The sequence below is a fragment of the Erysipelatoclostridium sp. An173 genome (assembly GCF_002160495.1).
In the GTDB taxonomy this organism is placed as follows: Bacteria; Bacillota_I; Bacilli_A; order Erysipelotrichales; family Coprobacillaceae; genus Thomasclavelia; species Thomasclavelia merdavium.
This window is the reverse complement of the sequence record NZ_NFKR01000028.1, coordinates 1-19,337: the sequence shown is the minus strand read 5'-3', so window position 1 is coordinate 19,337 and position 19,337 is coordinate 1. Positions and strand designations below refer to the sequence as shown.

Below are 19,337 nucleotides of genomic sequence, written 5' to 3'. Positions count from 1 at the left end.
ACTCCTTACATAAAATATTTTGCAATACTAAATACTTATTAAGTATAATTTTTTATAACTAAGGTAAATACTTTTTATTTTTTCCTAAAATAGAATTTTTCCCATCATATAATGCATCTTTATATAATTGGATATTTTTCTTATCAACATCACTTTTATGTATTTTAAATTTAAATTTATATAAACTTAAACTATGTAAAAAATATGTATAAATTTGTCCCATTACTGAATAATGTCGTTTTGTTAAATCTGTCATATTTCTTATCCCATAATAAGTCTTCCAATTAAGTTGATTATCAACTCCCTTAGTATTAAAATTGACTCTGTGATCTAATTTTGCAGCATTAATGTTTCTTATTTTACCAGACTTTCTAAGACGGATAGAATATTCAGTATCATCATGCCAAATAAAATATTCTTTACATGGATATCCTATTTCACCAATAACTTTATTTGAAATGTATACCCCACAAAACGATGTAAAATCATAATCAAAAAACTCTTTATCGTACTCTTTTTTATCAATATGTGAAACTTTTAATCTAAAATTTGATATAGAATTAGATCTATGATTTGTATCAATTTCTTTTCCTACACAAACAGTTCCAGAAACAGCACTAAATTTACCAGAAGAATTTTCATTTATAAATGTTGAAATTAATTCATTATAATCAGTAGAAATAATTGCATCATCATCTATTAATAGTGTCCAATCATTATTCAATTCTACACTTTTTTTCAAACCATAATAGAATCCACCGGAACCACCTATATTTTCATCCATATTAATTATATTAATATTATCATTATTAATATTTTCTCGTTTTAGTTGTTCCAAATAGCTATCGGTACCATCTGTGCTACAATTATTAACAATAATAATATTATCAAAAGGAATTGTTTGCTCTAGAACATTACTTATACATTCTTTTAATAACTTTAATCTATTATATGTCACTATAACAACTGCAAATCGCATCTTATCCATAATATATCTAATATTCCTTCCTATTATTCATTTAATTTTCTAATTTGTAATAAATACTAAATAACTAATATTAAAGTTTAATGTTCTTAATAAAAAGAAATTTTAATTTCTTATATTTTTTTATCATAACATACTTATACATTGTTAAAATATAAAAATACATCAATTTATTATCTTTATAAAACTCTTTAAAATCATGTTTTAAAATCATCATTCTCTTATATGAAGAATCCACATCATTAGATTCCATAGAAAAATTTTGATGAATAACAATATCGTACATTACAAAAACTTTTTTCTTTTTTTCATTCATTGAACGCATAAAATCATGATCTATATAATCAAGAAACAGGTTTTCATTATATTTGTAATCTTGATATACACTTGCATTTATTACCATGCCACTATTAATTCCAGACAAAGTGCCTTTTAATTGATCAAGTGACTTAACCTCAATACATCTATCTTTTTTTAATAAACATGGCGACATAATTCTTTCTAAAGATAACACTATTGGCAAATATATATCCGCATGATTTTTATTTAAATTATTCAATAATTTATTAAAATATTCTTCATTAATTGACGTATCATCATCAAACAAACATATAAATTTATCTGGTGATTTTTCTATATAACCAATTGCTTTATTATAAGCTTTTGATAGTCCCTTATTTCCACCCATATCAATATATTTAAAATTATCACTTTGTGATAATTGCTCATTTTCTTTTTTTATTGCTACATTTGTACTATTATCACAAACTATTAAATTTAATCCATTAATAGTTTTAAGATTCTTATATGTCAACGAATCTTGACAAGAAGTATTATATGTAACCATTATCACATATAAATCCGATAACTTAATACTCATAATATTTTCTCCCTATTATTCCAAATTTAACCTTTACAATATAATTTAGAAAAAACACTTACTAAATGCAGCTTATCTAACATTAAAAATATTGATATGTATATCCGATTTATAAGGGGCTCACTTTTAATACGATTCGAATAAAAAGGAATAGTTATTTTATATCCCTTTTCTTTTTTCCAAGCAAACAATCGTCTATATTCTTCCATAAATCTTTTTGATGTTGCATCGCGCCCAGAAAATAATAAATACCATACTATAAATTTTACAACAAAATAATGCACTAATTCATCTTTTCTATCCTTGTATAATTTATCAATTTCGTTTAATAAAACTAATAAATCGCATTCTTTTTTCAAACCTTTTTGTTTTTGATTAGATACACTATTTTCTTCGTAATACCAATTATAACCCACGTATGTTATTGTCTTTATTTTATTAGTATATAGATAAGCGCTCATATTAAAATACGCATCTTCTCCAATAACTGTCTCTAAAAATCTAACATCATTATCAACAATTAAACTTCTTTTAAAAATACGAGCCCATGGAGCCGTCATACGATATTTTGACCATTCGTCAGGATATGAAGGAACTGTGAACATTACTTTATCCAATGTAGCTCTTCGATAGCCAGAAACAACTATATCATAATCACCATCCATAATTGAATTGGTCATTGTTTCAACGTAATTTGGGTCAATAAAATCATCATTATCTATAAACATTATATATTTTGTTTTTGACTCCTTTATCCCACGATGACGTGTTTTTACAACTCCCATATTTTCATGAGATAAAACTCTAAAAATATTAGGATATTTATTTTCGTATTCTTTTATTCTTTCTAATGAGTCATCTGTTGAACCATCATTTATTAACAATACTTCAAAATAATTTACTGTTTGTTTCAAAATACTTTGAATACAATGTTCAATATTTTCTCCTGCATTATAAACAGGTATAATCAACGTAACTAATTTATCCATTTTTCTTCTCCATGTCGTTAATTTTCTTTTTTAACATTGATACTTCTTGTATTAATATTATTATTTTAGTTGTCTGTCCAGATACAATAACCGTTAAAGCAATTGTCAATAAAAATAGAATAAATATCAAAATTCCAACCAACATATTTGACATTGTTTGAAATCCCATTAAATTAGATATCAATGAAATAAACCCCGGAAAAAATCCCACTAAAAATAGAATAAATGAAACCAAAAACCATAAAATTGAAAATTTTACAGGAATTCTTCCTTTTCGTAATAAAATAAGTGTCAATAAAAAAATTATAAATGCAACAATTAAAACTAGTATACTAGTCCCTAAGCTCATTTTTTCCACCTCCTAATTCCTACAATAAAAACAGAAATAATTATATTAATCATAAAATAGACATTTTTCCAAGAATTAATAGAAGAAATACCGGCTTCTCTTTCGTGCATTTGAACAGGCACTTCTTTAATTCTTACATTTTTTTTCAATAATTCTGTATTTGTTATAGGTTCAGGATATTCAACGGGATAAGATATTGCAAAATCTAAAATTATTTTTCTATTTGCCGCTCTAAAACCTGAAGTAATATCATGTAGTCTTTTTCCCGTCATTATTTTTATTAAATTAGAAATTATTCTTATTCCTACTCGACGTGCAAAACTAGACTTAAACTCACTAGAATTTTTATCAATGAATCTAGATCCAATAACAAAGTCAGCTTCATTATCATATATTGGTTGTAAAATATCTTTAATGCATGAAACTTCATGTTGTCCATCACCGTCAAACTGGACCGCATACATATAATTATTATCGCGAGCATATTTATACCCGGTTTGAACAGCCCCTCCAATTCCTAAATTATGTACCAGATTAATCACTGGAATATTTTTTCTTTCGCAAATTTCTTTAGTATTGTCCACTGAACCATCATTTATTACAATAACATCGTAATTAGTACCATTTTGTTCATTGTAATTACAAATACTTTGATAAACTTGGGCAATACTTTTTTCCTCGTTATATGCTGGTATAATAATTAACACTTTATTATCCATAATAATCTCCTTATAAAATATATAATTCTTTTGAATTATACCAAATCTAAATAAAAGTGTAAATGTCATCTAATATTGTTCATTTTTCCACTTCATTTATAATCATTTTTATTTTCTAACGTTATTATATAAATATGTATAATAACCTTAGGTAAATCTGTAATAACACTTTGCTTACTCAATTAGCAATATAATAATTTGTAATAGATGAAGAAAAACAATAAAATATTCCATCACAAATAAAGATTATAACTAACTAAAAATCATTACTTATTAAGATATTGTATGTAAAAATACATAACAGAGATAATAATAAATAAAATTTTATTATAGCTATTAAACATTAGTCTACATATATACATCACATCCATATTTTATCAAACGAAATAGATTTTAGATACTAAAACAGGTAAAAAAACAAATACTTTATAAATTTTTAAATCCATACTAAAATTTACTATTATATCTTTATACTATCAATAAGTTGCTATTTCTTTCTCACTGTCTCACAATATAAATTTTGTAAGCATATAAGCATATTTAATGAATTAGTAACTTCATAAAATTATTAATTCTAAATACAGAGTATTTTCAACTATATTATAAAAGGGAGATGCTTAACATCTCCCTAAATATTTTAGTTTCCTTAGATTGCATAGAGTACTATCATTGTTGAATAAACAGAAATAAACAATATTATTATATAGAAAACAGATATAATAGAATATTCTAAATTTTCATTATTTGCTATATATTTATTTCTTGGTAATATTGATATTAAAATCAGCAGTAATATAGGTAAAAAATACCTACTTTGTACCCCAGCAACTAAAGAATTACCTACTTCTGTAAAAGTCAAATACATTGCACCATATATCATTGCCGATATTAATAAAACAATGAAAATAATAATACCTCTAGTTTTACCTTTAATTATTTTAAATTCATGTCCAGAAGTCAAAGATATATATATTAATAATACAAACAATAATAAACGCATTGTACTATCAGGTGCTGATAAATATCCAAAGAAATTATAATTTTCAGGGTTAAACAAATATTTGTAAACCCCAATATAAATGTTATTTGCACACATTTGAATAAAACCAAGAGGATGAGTTACTATACTTGTTACTTGTCCTGCAAAACTTGTATCTCCTCCCCTACTATCACCTGCAATACCTCCTGTCATCATTGGTACAACATAAGTAAAACTCAATAAAAGTAATATTAAAATAATACTAGTTTTGAATAGTCGTCTTTGTTTAATACTAGAAAACTTATCCTTTGGCAATAATAATAGTAATAAAATCATTATTGCATATATGGCTTTAGCAAAACTAGCTAATATAACTGGAAAAATAAACAAAGCTAGATCCTTTTTAGTAATTTTAGTGTTTTTATCACTATACATATTTAAAAACATTACTGTTGCAAAAGTGAGAGTAGCAATCATGATTCCATCTAATGAATAATGACTTGCTAAAAAGATTGACGTTGGTAAAATTGATATTGCAAATACTATTTTTTTACCAATTTTTGATTTTCTTATAGAGAAAAAACTTAGTATTGCATAAAAAATCAAATTTGTAAACTTTCCAAAATAAAATCCAATTGTAAATGGAAAGTTTAAAATATCAGCAAATTTTATTCCTAACCCTGCAATTAAATATGGTGCTTGATCATAAGTTACAAATTTTGATTTAGGTGATGCTTCGGCTTCTGTCATTTCTTTAGAATTTAAATGCTCATTTAAATCCAAATTTGTTTCAATACTTAATGGTAAAGAATGCCCAGGTGATTCAGAAACAAAATAGAAGGCTTCACTAAACTCCGAATGACTTAATGAACTATTATAATAAGAGTTATATACATGTATTTGTTCATCTGGTGCCATATTCGCTAAAGAAGGGACACTTACAATCATTATTGAGCCAATTCCCAAAATAATCATTAACCCTAAAACATCTAGTCTCTTACAAATATGTTTTCTATTATAAAATACATAATATAGCAATAAAAATAATACAGAGATTCCAAAAGCTCTTATAAATGAAAATGTATACTCATTATTTATATAAATATCTGTTATTTTAACATTCTCTGCATCTGCTATTTCTATATTTTCTATATTTTTTCCAATATTCAAAATATAGCTATTTAATGGCTCATATAATTCTATTTTACAACTACCAGCATTACCTTTTTCAAATTCATTCAAATATACATAATTTAATGTTACTATAGCATCTTCATCAGCTTCATAATGTATCTCTAATTTTTTTATATATGAATCAATTTTATCTATTATTAAGTTATTATCCTCTATATAGTAATCTATAGAATTTTTACCTATTTCTGCTTTATCTAAACCTATTAATTTATAATTACTTAAAAACATCTCTATTATTAATGCTATAACAATTAAGATAATAGGTATACAATATTTTTTTATTGCTTTGAGCTTCATGATAATTGTTTTCGTCCCTCCTTATAATCAATTTCTAAATTTATGAATAGTTGAAAAAGAAAATAGAACTGCTAAAATCATTAACGGATACCAAACATACAATCTTGTTTTATTTTCACCATTTATTACATATCCAATATCGTCTACTTGGTAATCATTATAATAAACAATACCTTCATTATTTCCATTAAACTTATAAACCTTTAACGCATTTACATCTAAAATATTATTTGTAGATATTTTTAACTTAATACACTCATCCTTATGCTTATTAAGATCATTTACTATTATTGAAAGAAATGTAAACTCTTCAATATTGGCATAATCATAAGTTACACTTGACAAAATATTATTCTGTTCGTCCAACACTTCAACAACAATATTTCCGTTTGCATTTGAATTACTATCACGTGAAACATATGTTCCTAAGCTAAATAAATTATCTACCGGTAATTTCAACTCTAACACTAAACTATTATCATCATAAATATTATAGTATTCACGATTCTCAATATCATCTTGTGAAATATTGTATCCAACACTTGCAGAATCGTATCGTGGATTTATAGTCCAATAAATAGCAAGAATAGCACAACAACACATAGAAATAATAATAATCCAAGAAATCAATTTATCTTTATTTATAATTTTTTTAAGATTTTCTATTCTATTATTCATTTGACTACACTCCGTTTATTTTAAATGCTTTTTCTTTCGAAAAATTTTTATTATAGTAAAAATCGTTTTTCTTTGTATATGATACATTCTTTTCAAATAAAAGTTCAATTATTTCATCATTCACCTTAGAACTAGCATTCAAATTCATTATTTCTACTTGTGGTACAAAAACATTTCGATAACCTTTATCTAAAAGTGCAAGATTTAGATCATAAAAAGCATACTCCAAATTAAATTTAGTATCTAGAGATATAAAATTATCTTTCTTTATTGCAAATAATTTACATTCAATAATAGAGTAATTAAATGGTACTAAAAGTCGACCATTATATCCATAATCACCACGATAAGTTAGAACAGTAGAAGGAATTAATCCAGGCTTATCTGTAATAATTAAACCTGCTTCCCTTACTAGCATATTTTCATCTAATACTTTTCCACCAACTACTCCTATCTTATCCTGACTTGCATATCCAATTAAAATATCAAGCCAATCAACAGTTAGAAACTCAGTATTACCATCTACAAATACTATATAATCACTATTAGATTTTTTTACAGTCTCATTGACAGTATTTACATCGTCACTACTTATACAAATAATATTATAATTACTATATACCGTCATACTCTTTATTGATTTTAAAATTTTGCTATTTTCTTTATAATTATAAATAATTATATCGACAGCAGGTTCTTTTTCTAATAAGTATTCTACAAAATAATGTGTACTAATAAAATTATCAATATTAACAGGTATTCCTTTTTTTTCAAAATAATCTTCTAATGCTTTTTTACCAGCTAATGCGGCATAATTTTTAGCCCCATCTCCACCTACAGCAGTAGAACCAGGAATCATTCTCCAATGATATAAAACTTTAGGTATGTGATATATCTTATTTGTTTCATTTGTAATTCTTAAAAATAAATCAAAATCTTGAGCACCTTCATACCCTGTTCTAAACCCACCTATTTTATCGATGATACTTTTTCTAATAACTGAAAAATGGCATATGTAATTTCCACCATATAATGTGTCTAATGCAAAGTCTGATTTAAAATGTGGATCACTTCTATTTTCTTCCATATCTATCTTATCTTCATCTGTATAAATAAAATCAATATCTGGATTTTTATTTAGCACATTTACAACTTCATTTAAAGCGTGGATTTCCAATTTATCATCATTATCCATTAAACCAACAAATTCACCCGTAGCTAATTCTAAAGCTGAATTAGTAGCCCTAGAAATATGTCCATTTTTTTCTCTAAAAACTACTTTAATTCTACTATCTCTACTCATATATTTTTTTAATGTTTCAATAGTATCTTCATTTGTTGAACAATCATCTGCAATACATATTTCAAAATTTTGGTATGTTTGATTTAAAATAGAATCTAAACAATATCCTAAATATTCCCCTGGTACATTATAAACAGGCATTACAATAGATATTTTAGGTTGATATGAATATTCTTTTGTCGGTTCAAATTCTTCATGTTTTGCTAACCATGCACTATACTCTTCAGAATTTTTCATATCGATTAAACCATCATTAATTTCTGCCAATTCTTTTTTTAGCGAACTATTTTTATTTGATAACTTATTATTTAAGTTATTGATTAAAATTCCTTTAGGCTTATATTTTTTTATAATTCTTTGAGATAACGTAGCACTTATATTAGTAACTTTTTCTAATTTACCATTTCCTTCAAAATATATATCTACATTAGTATGACCTTTTAAATCTATTGAGTAATGGAAAGTTGATACTCTTGATCTTGTCTTTTTTATCTCTTGTTTTTTAATGACTGTGTTACCCTTTTTTACAACTAAGTATTCTGCACTATTTTCTACCCAGCCTCTAATTATCAATGATGGATTTTTTATACCACAAATTACTGCCTCATCTATTAGATATTTCATTTTTTCACCTCATTATTTTTTTGTCGATCAAGCATATATATTCCCATTCTACTAAAATTTTTATTATAATATGGATCATTTTCGATATATGTACTCCATTTTTCATACATAAAATTATTTTCTTGAATAAATAGACGATATTTTTCGCTTGTTGTATCCAATCCTCTACTCTTTGATTCATAATGAATTAATTCTACCTGAGGAACAAATAAGTTATAATATCCTTTTGATAATAACTTAAGATTAAAATCAATATCATTATATGCTACTTTTAAATTTTCTTCTAATCCACCAACTTGCAAAAATTTCTTTCGCTCCACAGCCAAACAAGCCGCAGTAACTGCAGAATAATTATATGGTATTTTTAATCTACCATATACTCCTTCATCTTCACGAGGATGACTTATAAATGCATGAGCAGCAACAGCATTACCTAATCCTAATAAAACACCACCATGTTGAATAGTCATATCTGGATATAATAATTTTGGTCCAACTGCCCCTATATGTTCTTGAATTGCATATCCTACCATTATTTTAAGCCATGAAGGCGTTATCACTTCTGTATCATTATTTAGTAAAACAATAACGTCACTATTACATGTATCAACACCTAAATTATTAATTGCAGAATAGTTAAACTCCATATCTGCTTTTACAACTCTAAAATTCGAATATTGTTTTTCATATTTTTGAAACATTTCAAAAGTTTTTTCTTCTTTACTGTTATTGTCTATAATAACAATTTCAAAATTAGTATAATCAGTTAATTCATAAATTGATTTTAAACAATTATCCGTTATATCAGCTAAATCTCTTGTTGGTATGATAATAGATACACTTGGCTCTTTTTCATAAGTATACTCAACTTTATATACTGTACTATTGTCAACGCTACTAACATTTGCCGTTTGATTTCTTCTTGCCAATGCATTTTTTATAGCTTGAATTCCTTTTTCTATTGCATATCCCTTGGCTTCGATTGCACTAGCTGTTGAACCTTCTATCATTCGCCAATGATACAGTATTTTTGGAATATGATATATCTTATTAGTTTTTTCAGTTACTCTCAAAAATAAATCGTGATCTTGAACTCCTTCTAAACCTACTGTAAATCCACCTACTTCACGTACTAATTCTGTTCGTAAAACCGAAAAGTGGCAAATATAATTAATACCAAGTAGTGTATCTGGAGCAAAATCAGATTTAAAATGTGGTTCACAACGAGAACCATGAATATCTAATTTATCCTCATCGCTATAAATAAAATCTGCATCCTTATGCTGATTTAATAGAAGAACATTTTCATATAAAGCATTAATAGCCAATGTATCATCATTATCAACTAAACAGATAAATTCACCTTTTGCCATATCTAATGCATCATTTGTCGCCTTTGAAATATGACCATTTTCATCTCGTCTTTTAACTTTAATACGACTATCTTTTTTTACATATTCTTCTAATGTTGCGATTGTTTCTTCATTTGTTGAACAATCATCTACAATACAAATTTCAAAATTTTGATATGTCTGTTTTAAAATAGAATCTAAACATTCTTTCAAATATTTCCTGCTTACATTGTATACTGGTATCAAAATTGACATTAGCGGATTATACTCTAAATCCTTTACATCTTCATTATCAGACTCAAATATTTGAATCCATTTATGATAATCATCCTGAATAAAAGGATTCCACAATATTTCTCCACGTTCTTTAATTCTACTAAAAAATTTTAAAATATATTTTTTCCATAGTGCAGGCGGTATAATCATATGATGTTCACGCCATAAAAAACGCATTCCACGACAAAATACAATTATTGAACGTTTGATAATTGATAATAATTTTCTAAAAAATTTTTTTATCTTAAAAAATAGTGTTATTTTTAACTTATATATATCATTTATTTCATTATTACGTTTATATTTAACAACAATATTTTTACTATCCTGAGGAATAGCTAGCTCTATTTGGCAATCACCATCATCTGAAATCAATTTTTTATTAAAATCAATTTCCTCATCATTGCTATAAACAAAAAATTCATCAGTTTCCAAAGTTCCACTTAAAACAATTTTCAAATATTGAACTTTTATACCGGTTATCTCTTCTTTTATAAATGAAATTTTATTTGCATCAGAACTGTTTAAATTGGTCTTTGCCATTTTATACCTCCTCTGCAAAACCTTTTTCAAGCTTTCTAAAAATAGCTAATCCGCATAAAAAACAAATTATTGCAATAATAAATACATACAAAACAGCACCTAAATCAGGTAAATTATGATACATAAATAAATCACGATAAATTACCATTAAATGTTTAAATGGATTCAAATTAATTATATTCATTAACATTGCTGGAAAAGTATCAAATGTGCTTATATCATAAAGAATTGGTGTACCATAAAATAACATATTAACAAAAAATTGAACGATATATTCTGTATCTTTAATATATACATTTATTGCACTTAACCCTAGCACTAATCCTAAAGTAATAAAATATTGCACTAATGCAAAAATTGGGAATAATAAGATATGCCATGATAATCCAACACCACCAAATAAACAAAATAGAACCATGATAATTGATGAGATAAAGAAATTTACTAATCCGCTTGTCGCAACTGAAATTGGTAAAATTTCTCTAGGAAAATATACTTTTTTTATTATTCCTTCATTAACTCTTATAGTCATTATTCCCTGGTTCATTGTAGTAGTAAAGAAGTTCCAAGGGATAACACCTATTACCAGATAAACCAAATAATTATCAACTGTATTTCTAAATAAAAATGGAAATACTAAAAAATAAACCATTACCATTAACAAAGGATTAAGAAAAGACCACAAAACTCCTAAAATAGACCCTTTATATTTACCACGTATTTCTTTCTTTATATTCGATTTAAGTAATTCACGATATTGATATAAATTTTTTATTAATTTCATATGCTTTACCTACTCTTTGTCCTCAATATTTATTTTAACTTCTTTTTCAGCGATAATAGTATTACCATCACTTACTTTAACAAATATTTTATGTTCACCCTTTAATCCTTCAGTAGGAATTTCTAATTCCCAGCCAGCATTAACATTCATACTAGCGCCACCATTTGCCTCTTGGTAATGCATTAATACATCGTTTCTTTTTGTTCTTTTAGCTTGATCTATATATTTATTATCAAAATAAATATCTACCTTACTATTATATGTATTGCTCACTTCCCAACCTGATACTTTTAATGTATCCCTTGTTTTTTTTATTTCTCCTTCAACAGGTGTCTCAATAGTTAAAATACAATTTACATCTTCAGCTTTATAATCTTTATGCTCACTAGCATGATCTTTAATAACCTGATCCAAATACATATCGATTACTTCATTAGGCGCTCCATCTGCCTTAATCTCACCCTTATAAATCCATACAGCACGAGTACAAAGTTTTCTTATCATATCTAAACTATGTGAAACAATAACAATAGTTTTATCACTATCTCGTAATTCTCTTAATTTTGCAAAACATTTTTCCTGAAAATGCTGATCACCTACTGCAAGTATTTCATCAATTAATAAAATTTCAGCATCAACATTTATTGCAACTGAAAAAGCTAATCGCATATACATTCCTGATGAATAGGTTCTTACAGGATTATCTATAAAACTTCCTAACTCTGAAAACTCAATAATTTGATCTATTCTTTTATCTATTTCAGCTCTTGTTAAACCAAATATCGAAGCATTAAAATATATATTTTCACGCCCTGTAAAATCAGGATGAAATCCTGCTCCTAACTCTAATAATGATGTTAATTTTCCCTGAGTTTCTAAAGTTCCTTTTGTTGGATATAAAATTTTAGTCATTAACTTCAATAAAGTAGATTTTCCACTTCCATTTGTTCCAACCAAAGCAACAGTATCACCTTTTTTTATATCCAAATTTATATTCTTTAAAACATGATGCCATTGTGGTTTCTCTCTATTCCAAAAAACTAGTCTTTCTTTTAGTGTTGTTGGTTTATCAAAAACTAATTTAAAATCTTTACTCATATTTCTAACTTCAATAGCATTCTGATTGTTTTCCATAGTAGTCTCCTTTGCTATTAATGATATTTCTACATATACAATAATCTATTGCATTTTACTTCATTTTTTATATAAATGTCAAATTTTTACCAAACATCAAATATACCAGTCATCGTTTATTAAATAACAACATATTATCTTGTTTACTTATGTGATAAAATGCTCATAACTTTTCTTAGCGGCTTAGTCAATTTCCATGAAGTAGAATTAACGATTTTTGTTAGTTCCTCACTATACTCATTTAATTTTAATTTATAATTTTCTATATCATTTTTTAAACACATATTTTCTTCTTTTAACATACTGCTAGTCTTTAAAACTGCAATATCATTAAAACTGCTTACACGATATAATTTATAAAATTCTTTTAAATTAAAATTATATTTAGTTTCTAAAACCTCAACACACTCAGGATATTTCAAAAGCTTTTCAAATTTTTCTAACGCTAACCATCGCATACTTGATATATCCGAAAATCTAAGTAATATAAGTGCCTTTTCAATCTCTAATTCAATTTTAGATGATGAATTAGAATTTTTAAAAAAATCGCTAAAATATTCTTTAAATTCTTGATCAGTCATATAATCAAATATATTCTTTCTTATTAACGTATGAATATTATAAAAAGCTATTTCACTACTTGCATCATTTCCACTAATTTTGTCCTCTGAATTTGTCCATCTATAATTTGTAAGCCGTTCTTCCAATATATAAATAGGTGCTTTTATAACCAGTCTAACCCACATATCAAAATCTTGTGCCGGAACGCAAGCAACATTATAATTTCTGCCTACTTTATCTAAAATATTTGTTCTTATCAATGCTGAGGGATTGCATAAACAATTTCCTTTTTCAAAAAAATAATGTATCCATTCTTTAGAAGATTTATTTTCCTCATGATTAAACAAGAAATCAATATCGGGGTATTTTTCGTTTGCTTTTTTACTGTTTTCATCAATTATATTTACTCTTGTAAAACAAGCTCCACATTCAGGATTTTCATCCATGTATTTAACTTGTTTTTCTAATTTATCATTCTCCCATACATCATCACTATCAATCCTTGCAATATATTCGCCTTTAGCAGATTTAAACCCTAAATTAGCTGTATATGCAACATGTCTATTTTTTTCACTAAAAATTTTTATAATTCGACTATCAGAAAATGAATTAATAATCTCCTTTGAATTATCTGTAGAACAGTCATCAATAATTATTAATTCATAATCTTTATAAGTTTGATTTAATACACTATCTATTGATTCTTTTATATATTGTGCACCATTATAATTAGGCATAACTATACTTACTCTTGGCATTCTTTTCCCTCTTTCATTTTAATCCTTATTATACAAATCACGTGTATAAACTTTATCTTTCACATCATTTAACTCATCATTCATGCGATTTACTACAATAACATCGCTTATTGATTTAAATTCATCTAAATTATTAATTACTCTACTATTGAAAAAACTCTCTTCATTTAATGTTGGTTCATATACCACAACTTCTATCCCGTTAGCTTTGATTCTTTTCATAATTCCTTGTATAGAAGAAGCTCTAAAATTATCACTTCCTGTTTTCATTGTTAAGCGATAAATTCCAACAACATTAGGATTTTTATCCATTATCATCTTTGCTATATGATCTTTTCTAGTTCGATTACTTTCAACTATTGCACTAATTAAATTTTCTGGTACATCTTTATAATTAGCCTTCAATTGCTTAGTATCTTTAGGTAAACAATATCCGCCATAACCAAATGACGGATTATTATAATGATTACCTATTCTAGGGTCTAATCCTACACCTTCAATAATATCTTTAGTATTTAATCCTCTTATTTCTGCATATGTATCTAATTCATTGAAATAAGATACTCTCATGGCTAAATATGTATTAGCAAATAGTTTAATTGCTTCAGCTTCAGTACTTCCGGTAAATAATACTGGTATATCTTCCTTAATCGCTCCTTCTTGCAATAATAAAGCAAACCTTTTTGCTCTTTCACTTTTTTCACCCACAATAATTCTTGAGGGATATAAATTATCATACAGAGCTTTTCCTTCTCTTAAAAATTCAGGTGAAAACATAATATTATTTATACCATACTTCTTTTTCATATCTTCAATAAAACCAACCGGTACAGTTGATTTAACAACCATCGTTGTTTTTAAATTCATATCTTTTACCGATTGAATAATATCTTCAACACTAGAAGTATCAAAATAGCTTTTATCTGGATCATAATTAGTAGGTGTACTAATAACTATAAAATCAGAATTTTCAAATGCTTCACTTTTATCTAATGTAGCTTTTAAATTTAAGTTTTTATTTTTTAAATACTCTTCTATCTCATTATCTTTAATCGGAGAAATACGATTATTAATCATATCTACTTTTTCTTTAATTATATCTAATGCTACAACTTCATGATGTTGTGCTAATAAGACTGCAATACTTAAACCAACATAACCTGTTCCTGCTACTGCAATTTTCATCTTTTCACCTATCCTTTATAATGAACCTTTTCCATAAACTACACTTTTAACAGTTTTATACATAATTGTAAAATCTAGCCAAATTGACCAATTATGATAATAGTAATCATCTAATTTACAACGATAACTAAACTCAACATCACTTCTCCCGTTAGCTTGCCACATACCAGTTACTCCGGGTTTTAGTTTAATAATAGAATCATAAAACTGCCCCATATCTTCCTTTTCTCGAGGTAAATATGGTCTTGGACCAATAAAACTCATCTCACCTTTTAATACATTATAAAACTGTGGCCATTCATCTAATGATGTTTTTCTTAAAAAATCTCCTACTGGTGTAATTCTAGGATCATGTTTTAATTTTTTATTGGTCAAATATTCCTCTTTTATCGCTGGATCTTCTTCCATTAAGCGTTCAAGCACTTCTTCTGCATTAGGAACCATTGATCTAAATTTATAAATCTTTATTAATTTCCCATCTTTTCCTATTCTTTCTTGAGAAAAAAAGATACTATCATGATCGCCACTTTTTACATATTTATATTTTACAAATATTGTTAAAGGGATTAATGTAATAACTCCTGCTAATCCTGCCATAATATCTATTATACGTTTAAAAGCACGATCAAACACACTCATCTTATCATTAGATGTTGCAATTAATAATTGACCGTCAAAATCTTGAACTTCAGATGAAAAAGTCATTGTACCATTTACATCAGGTAAATATTTTACAGATTCAACTTTTCCATGAATATCACTCATAACTTTATCTATTACCTGCTGATCAGCTTCAGGAATAGCAATAATAATTTGTTCAATATTTAAAGCATCTATAGCTTTATCCATATCACAATAACCATAAACAGGACTCTTTTTTATTAGATTTTCCTGTTTAAAACCATATAACTGATCAGTATAATTAATATCAACATAACCTTTTACTTCTGTTAATGCAAAACGGTTATTATTGGAAATCTTACCTAATCGTGCAGCTTCATATCCTGTCCCAATTACTAATGTTTTTCTTGCAAACTGTTCTCTAAAAGCTATTCTTAAAAATCTAGATGCCAATAAACTGATAAAAAACATAGAAATAACCATAATAGTTAAATGCATTCTTCTTTCATAACCAGTTGATCTAGGAACTAATACTAATAAAGCAATATAAAAACAAAAACTTGATTTAGCTAGTTGTCTTATTTCATTCCATATCAAACATGTTTTTAAAGAATAATGTCCATATATAAACATAAATAAAAAATATAAAATACCTGATCCTACAATCAGCTCTATGTCCATTGCAAAATATAAACAAATAAAATAGTACATTACTACTTCAATTACAAATAACATAATTGGCATTAATTTTCGATTCATTATTCCACCTCGACAATTCTAGCCTAATTATACCTTAATACACTTATTATTTCTATCTTTTATCAGTTTAAACCCTCATTTAGATTGTTTATATCAATAAATATTGTATAATATACATATAAATCTCATTGGAGGTATTTATGAAATTCTTTTATACTAGTATAAATAAATTTATGTGGAACCACTCTTTTATAAAATCATGTGTTCATTTTGCATCAAAATTCTGTCCTTACGTAGTAGCGATATTCTACTCGCTATTTTTACTAAAAATTTTTCTTAATAAATCCGGAAGCATGTTAGTATTAACTTCAGAACCGATAGCTGTTCTTATCATTACTGTCATATTAAGAATTATTATTGATAGAAAACGTCCTTCAGAAAAATATGATTTAACCCCAATCGATGGCAGCAGAAAAAAAGGACGCTCTTTTCCAAGCATCCATGTTGCATTATCTGTTTCCATTGCTTTAGCTGTATTACATTACGGTCCTAATATGGGGCTTCTGCTTTCAACATTAGCCGGAACAATTACTATCGTTAGATTATTATCTGGTGTTCATTACATTACTGATGTCGCTGCTAGTATTATAATTGCTTTTGTAATAAATATAATTTAATAATTGACTAATAAATCAATTTAAAAGGGCTTATTTCATTTTAAGCCCCTTTTAATTATAAATTATTACCCTTGTTCCAATTGGACAATTATCATATATCCATTTTGCGTTATCTACCTGAAGTCTAATACATCCATGTGATAAATTCATTCCTAATCTACCATCCATAATTCTTAATGGTTCATTATCCTTATAATATAATACTGAATGGAAATAATAACCACCATAGAAAGCTGAATAATAGAAACATCTAGATGCGCCAGAATCAAAATAACGCCCTTTTCTATATATTGCAAAATCACCAACTACTGTTGGAGTTGATGGAGCACCTACAGTACATAGATACTCATGAACCTTATTCCAATTACCGTATGACCCATGATAAACACCTACAGTATGAGTACTTCTGTCAACTAAAATAAGATAATTAGTTTTACTAGTATAACCCTGTGCCTTCAAATCCATTCCGGTTAAAAAATCTGATTGTGGAATTGTATAAGTTTTTTGAGCAACATTAGTTTGTACTCCATTTATAACAATATATGCATGTGAGATGAATTCACCACTATCCTTATGGTTTCTTGTTGATATTTCAGTTGCCCAAACATTATTTCCAATATTATTTGCAGTATACCAAACCAAATCATCTTGATCATTAGTTTTACTCCATGTCGGTATTAAAACACTTGAGATATTATCACCAATTGGATTATGTAAAGCTACTTGGTATCTTCCCTGACCTATTCTACTTACACTAATATAATTTTCAACAATAAAATTATAATTTGCTTGATACGTGTTTGTTCTAATACCATTTCCCATAGTAGTATAAATGTGATATTTAAAATCACCATAATGATATTTATGATTAGTTATATCAACCGTTACTTGATAATTATTTTCAGAAGTTTTTTGTGCGGTATACCAAAAAATATCATTTTGATTATCATCACACCATACAGGAACCTCAACTTTATCTATTCCTGACAAAGCTGATGTTTGAATTGATATAACAAACTTACCAGCATTTCGCACTTCACTACTAATAGAAGCGCTAGTTGTTGCAGTTTTACTAATACTAAATTCTGTTTCACTTAATTTAAGAGCACGATTATTAATTATCGCATATGCATGTACGAAATATTTACCAAATGTTTTATGATTTTTAATATCAAAATTAATTACATAGTTATTTGCTAATCTATTTGTATCATACCATATTAAATCGTCTTGTCCGTTTTCTTCTGACCATATTGCAAACCTAACACTGCCATTTAACGCATCAAGATTAATCCCGCTTAGTGTAACGTTAGCACTAGTTTCACTCTCATTTACATTTACAGCCAAATCCAATCCAGATATTTCTATCATAACTGACTTATTATTACATCCTGTAAAAATTCCAGTATTGGTCGTTGTATAGCAGCTGTAATAATAATTTCCAAAATTCCCTGAATGATTGCTTATATTGACTGTTACACTGTAATGATTTTCATCATTTTCAGTTGCTGTATACCAGATAATGTCGCTTTGATCTTCATTGCTCCATACTGGTATCTGTACCTTCTTTAACCCGTTTGGTATATTCGTTATCTCTGCATCTATTCTGAATACTCCTGTCGAGATATCTGTTGTTGTCATTATCACTTCTGGTTTACTTACTTCTACTGTTGTTTCGCTAAGCTTGATCATTTTACCATTTGTATAGACATATGCATGGATATTATATGTTCCGCTTGTTTTGTGTTTT

The 19,337-nt window shown here is 26.7% G+C and carries 16 protein-coding genes; 1 reads left to right on the top strand and 15 read right to left on the bottom strand.

Features of this window, described 5'->3' with window-relative positions; all coding sequences use genetic code 11:
- Positions 1 to 58 precede the first annotated feature (58 nt).
- From B5F09_RS10995 to B5F09_RS10930, 14 genes are all read right to left on the bottom strand, one after another.
- On the bottom strand, positions 59 to 988 hold the full coding sequence (locus tag B5F09_RS10995) for a glycosyltransferase (RefSeq protein ID WP_087374147.1): 930 nt from the start codon (positions 986 to 988) through the stop codon (positions 59 to 61).
- A gap of 70 nt (positions 989 to 1,058) precedes the next feature.
- Entirely contained in the window at positions 1,059 to 1,865 is an 807-nt protein-coding gene (locus B5F09_RS10990) for a glycosyltransferase (RefSeq protein ID WP_087374145.1), read from the bottom strand.
- Between the two features lie 26 nt (positions 1,866 to 1,891).
- Positions 1,892 to 2,854, bottom strand: coding sequence for a glycosyltransferase family 2 protein (locus B5F09_RS10985; RefSeq protein WP_087374143.1), 963 nt, complete (start codon positions 2,852 to 2,854; stop codon positions 1,892 to 1,894).
- The gene (locus B5F09_RS10980) at positions 2,847 to 3,203 is read right to left on the bottom strand and encodes a DUF2304 domain-containing protein (protein ID WP_087374141.1); all 357 of its coding nucleotides are present in this window, start codon (positions 3,201 to 3,203) and stop codon (positions 2,847 to 2,849) included. The genes B5F09_RS10985 and B5F09_RS10980 overlap by 8 nt, the downstream gene beginning before the upstream one ends.
- Positions 3,200 to 3,922 (bottom strand): glycosyltransferase family 2 protein, encoded by a 723-nt coding sequence (locus B5F09_RS10975; protein WP_087374139.1) that lies wholly within the window; start codon positions 3,920 to 3,922, stop codon positions 3,200 to 3,202. Before B5F09_RS10975 ends, B5F09_RS10980 begins: the two co-directional genes overlap by 4 nt.
- A 646-nt stretch (positions 3,923 to 4,568) precedes the next feature.
- Positions 4,569 to 6,392, bottom strand: coding sequence for a DUF2142 domain-containing protein (locus B5F09_RS10970; RefSeq protein WP_087374137.1), 1,824 nt, complete (start codon positions 6,390 to 6,392; stop codon positions 4,569 to 4,571).
- 27 nt (positions 6,393 to 6,419) lie between these two features.
- Positions 6,420 to 7,070: a hypothetical protein gene (locus B5F09_RS10965; RefSeq protein WP_087374135.1), complete on the bottom strand. Its 651-nt coding sequence runs from the start codon at positions 7,068 to 7,070 to the stop codon at positions 6,420 to 6,422.
- A 4-nt stretch (positions 7,071 to 7,074) separates the two neighbouring features.
- Entirely contained in the window at positions 7,075 to 8,997 is a 1,923-nt protein-coding gene (locus tag B5F09_RS10960; RefSeq protein ID WP_087374133.1) for a glycosyltransferase, read from the bottom strand.
- A complete protein-coding gene (locus tag B5F09_RS10955) occupies positions 8,994 to 11,168 on the bottom strand; it encodes a glycosyltransferase (RefSeq protein ID WP_087374130.1) in 2,175 nt (724 codons plus the stop codon). The genes B5F09_RS10960 and B5F09_RS10955 overlap by 4 nt, the downstream gene beginning before the upstream one ends.
- Position 11,169: 1 nt before the next feature.
- Positions 11,170 to 11,952: an ABC transporter permease gene (locus tag B5F09_RS10950; RefSeq protein WP_087374128.1), complete on the bottom strand. Its 783-nt coding sequence runs from the start codon at positions 11,950 to 11,952 to the stop codon at positions 11,170 to 11,172.
- Between the two features lie 9 nt (positions 11,953 to 11,961).
- A complete protein-coding gene (locus B5F09_RS10945; protein WP_087374126.1) occupies positions 11,962 to 13,086 on the bottom strand; it encodes an ABC transporter ATP-binding protein in 1,125 nt (374 codons plus the stop codon).
- Between the two features lie 143 nt (positions 13,087 to 13,229).
- Entirely contained in the window at positions 13,230 to 14,405 is a 1,176-nt protein-coding gene (locus tag B5F09_RS10940) for a glycosyltransferase (protein WP_087374124.1), read from the bottom strand.
- Between the two features lie 18 nt (positions 14,406 to 14,423).
- On the bottom strand, positions 14,424 to 15,590 hold the full coding sequence (locus tag B5F09_RS10935; protein ID WP_087374122.1) for a nucleotide sugar dehydrogenase: 1,167 nt from the start codon (positions 15,588 to 15,590) through the stop codon (positions 14,424 to 14,426).
- Positions 15,591 to 15,605: 15 nt separating this feature from the next.
- Positions 15,606 to 16,970, bottom strand: coding sequence for an exopolysaccharide biosynthesis polyprenyl glycosylphosphotransferase (locus B5F09_RS10930; RefSeq protein WP_087374120.1), 1,365 nt, complete (start codon positions 16,968 to 16,970; stop codon positions 15,606 to 15,608).
- Between the two features lie 140 nt (positions 16,971 to 17,110).
- Here B5F09_RS10930 and B5F09_RS10925 point away from each other — a divergent pair, with 140 nt between their 5' ends.
- Positions 17,111 to 17,587: a phosphatase PAP2 family protein gene (locus B5F09_RS10925; protein ID WP_087374119.1), complete on the top strand. Its 477-nt coding sequence runs from the start codon at positions 17,111 to 17,113 to the stop codon at positions 17,585 to 17,587.
- Positions 17,588 to 17,638: 51 nt separating this feature from the next.
- Here the strand turns inward: B5F09_RS10925 and B5F09_RS10920 are convergent.
- The coding region (locus tag B5F09_RS10920; RefSeq protein WP_143357502.1) for a GBS Bsp-like repeat-containing protein at positions 17,639 to 19,337 on the bottom strand (1,699 nt) is incomplete at its 5' end.